A 3,228-nucleotide genomic window follows, 5' to 3' on the forward strand; every position below is an offset into this window, starting at 1 on the left:
GAGCAACAAAACGCTGCCATCAAGGCTGGCGATGATGCCGGCAGCGCAACCATCGGCCAGCTGCTGGCTCGCTGGCAGCCGGCCGCGGTAGATGCCTGCGCAGAGCCAGCGTGCGCCGCTGCACCGAAGCGCCCGGCCTGGCAGCGCTTTGGCGTGATGATCGCCATCTGGGTCGCCTTGCTGCTGGGCGCCCAGTTTGCCCTTAACCACGGCATAGACCGGCATATCGTCGGCGCCGGACTGGTGCTGGGCGCCATGGCATCCCATGCCCTGGCGTTTCTGGTCGGCTTGCTCGGCATGCTGCCGGTGATCGGCCCCTTGCTGATCAAGATCCTGTCGATTCCGGTTATCTGGCTGCTCAATTCCATCGGCTACCTGGTATCGGTCATGGCCATCCGCCGTGGCTATTCCAAGGATGTGCTGACCTATCGCGGCCTGACCATCGCACTGATTACCGGCATTGTCATCGGCTATATCATCGGCAAGGTGGTGTAGGCCTCCGGCCAGCCGCTTCGCTCAGCACAGGATCATCCATGTCCATCCACCACCAGGCCGCCAGCGGCTTCAGCAAGCAGGCCGATGCCTATGCCCGTGGCCGGCCCGACTATCCCGATGCCGTGCAGGGCTGGTTGACCGACACCCTGGGTGTTGCGCCGGGCAAGACGGTGCTGGATCTGGGCGCCGGTACCGGCAAGTTCACCCGCCTATTGAGCCAGACCGGCGCGACGGTCATTGCGGTGGAGCCGGTCGCTGCCATGCGTGCCAAGCTGGTCGAGGCGTTGCCTGCGGTTGCCGCCTATGAAGGCACAGCCGAGGCAACCGGCCTGCCCTCGGCGTCGGTCGATGCCGTGCTGTGTGCGCAGGCCTTCCACTGGTTTGCCACGCCGGCCGCTGTGGCCGAGATTGTGCGCATACTGCGGCCGGGCGGCACGCTGGGCCTGATCTGGAATGTGCGCGAGCAGGCTATCGATTGGGTGGCCGAAATCAGCCGCATCATTGAACCGTATGAAGGCGATACCCCACGCCACCACCGTGGCGACTGGCAGGCGGTGTTTCCGGCGCCGGGGCTAGCCGAGCTGCAACTCAGCCAATTTGCCTACCAGCATCTTGGCCCGCCCGAGCAGGTGATAGTCGATCGCATCCTGTCGGTCAGCTTTATCGCCAGCCTGCCGGCGACCGAGCAGGCGGTGGTGGCGGCGCAATTGCGCACGTTGATCGCACAGCATCCGGCCTTGGCCGGCCAAGAAACGGTAGCCTTCCCCTACCGTACCGACGCCTGGCATTGCCACAAGACCGGCTGAGGGCAGTTGTCGCCGCCGCAGCCAGCGCCCCGGCCAGCAAGGCCCGAGGTTCGCGGGCGCAGCGCTGCGCACAGCTGCGCCACCATGCTCGGTCTGCCCGTCTAGTTGAGGCGGGTTGCACAATTACCCTGAGCGGCCAGGCCTTGCTCGGCCATAATCGCCGGCTTGTCTGTCCGAGCGGCCTGATCGACCATGTCCACCCTGCTTGCGATTGTTATGGGCATAGCGCTGCTGATTGTCGCGCTGCCCCTTATCTATTTCGTGATCCTGCTGATACAGGTACTCAACGCCGGCCTGTATCCGGTACGTATCCGCAATGGCCTTGCGCCCGAAGCCCTGGCGCCGCACCAGCAGGCGGCGCTCGATGCCCTGCTGGAATTGGGTTTTCTGCCCATCGATCATGGCAAGAGCGAGTGGGATAAGCAGTTCGCCACCCAGATCATCCTGCGCCATCGCGACGAGCCGGCCTATGCGCAACTCTCGTTCCGCCTGGTCAACGGCTTGTGCCATCCGGTCAGTTTTTCCAGCTTTACCAGCGACGGCACTCGCCTCGCGACCCTGAACCGCATCGCCCATCTGCTGGTTGCTACACCGCCACACTGGCAGGTGCATGACCCGTACGCCAAGAACCTGGCCAGCCACTGGCAGGCGCATCGAGACCGCCTTGCCGGCCAGACCTTGCAGCTGCTGAGCGATGAGGAAGTCATTGCACAGCTGGCGCAAGACAGCGAAAGCCATATTGCTGCCATGCAAGCCGCCGGCCGCGTCAGTGAGCGCCATGGCGTATTGCACCCGACCCTGGCGACCGCGCTGCGCATGAGCTGGCGCACCTTCACACGCTATCGCCAGTTACGCCGCCCCTATCTGGCAGCGGAAACCGGGCCTGAGCATGTCGATGCCTTCAATGAATCGCTCGATCGGCAAATGCAGGCGGTGCGCCAGCACCAGCGCCGCGATGTGCGTGGCTGGTTATTGGGGCTGAGCATCGCCGTGGCCATTCTGGCCTGGGGCTGGCGCTTTGGCTGGCAGGATGCGCTGGCGATTACCGCCATCCTGCTGCTGCATGAGGGCGGCCATGCGCTGGCGATGCGGCTGTTCGGCTTTACCGGCCTCACCATGTTCTTTATCCCGCTATTCGGCGCGGTGGTAAGCGGCAAACCGCCCACCCTGCCGGCCTGGAAGCATGCCGCCATTCTGCTGGCCGGCCCGCTGCCGGGGCTGCTGGCCGGCCTTGGGCTGTTTGCCTGGCTGGGTAGCCAACCGCAGCTGGACCTGGCGCGGTGGGAGGGCATTGCCCGCATGGCGATGTTCATCAATCTGTTCAATCTGCTGCCGATTTCGCCGCTCGATGGCGGCCAGCTGCTGGAGCTGGCGCTGTTTCAGCGCTGGCCGTGGCTGCGCCTCGCTTACCGCATGATCAGCATCGCCGCGCTGGCAGCGCTGGCGATCTGGGCGAATAACACCATGCTTTTGCTGGCGCCGCTGGTGCTGCTGATGGGCTTGCCGCAGCGCCGCCGCCTCGACCGCCTGCTGGCGGCCGACCGGCCCGATTTGCCCGAACAGGAACGGCGCATCCATTTGTTCCAGCAAGCCCGTCTGCTCGGCCTGCGGGGTTTTCATGCCACGCGACTGGCCGTGAAAGCCGTGCTCAGCCAAGGCGAGCAGCCCAAGGCGCGCTGGTGGGAGAGTCTGGCCAGCCTGCTGGTGCTGGCTGGCGTGTGGGCAGCGGTGGCCTTTGTCTACTTCGACAACCAAGGCAAGCACGAAGCCACCGCGCGCGACAGCCGCAGTGCCGCACAGCAGGCCTTCGATCTTGCCTGGATGGACGACGAGCAGAGTGAGGGCGATGTGTTCGATCTGCATCTGCGCCAGCTGGAAGCCGCAGGCCAGGCGCTGTCGCACGACGACCCGCGCCAGATCGACCTGG

2 protein-coding genes and 1 pseudogene are annotated in these 3,228 nt (G+C 65.1%); all 3 read left to right on the forward strand.

The genetic code is table 11. The features are described from left to right. Positions 1 to 495 (forward strand): hypothetical protein (locus tag ACE3OH_RS21060; RefSeq protein WP_374357841.1); only part of this gene is annotated, 495 nt, incomplete at its 5' end. Positions 496 to 533: 38 nt separating this feature from the next. Further along, positions 534 to 1,301 carry a class I SAM-dependent methyltransferase gene (locus ACE3OH_RS21065; protein ID WP_374357844.1) on the forward strand — a complete coding sequence of 256 codons (768 nt, stop codon included), beginning with the start codon at positions 534 to 536 and terminating at the stop codon, positions 1,299 to 1,301. A gap of 192 nt (positions 1,302 to 1,493) precedes the next feature. Further along, positions 1,494 to 3,228 (forward strand): annotated as a pseudogene (locus tag ACE3OH_RS21070) (hypothetical protein); the annotation flags it as partial.

This window comes from Chitinimonas sp. (assembly GCF_041904975.1).
In the GTDB taxonomy this organism is placed as follows: domain Bacteria; phylum Pseudomonadota; class Gammaproteobacteria; order Burkholderiales; family Chitinimonadaceae; genus Chitinimonas.

Bases quoted from the DNA above. Each gene is read 5' to 3' on its own strand.
- ACE3OH_RS21065 (WP_374357844.1), top strand. From the start codon at position 534: ATGTCCATCCACCACCAGGCCGCCAGCGGCTTCAGCAAGCAGGCCGAT.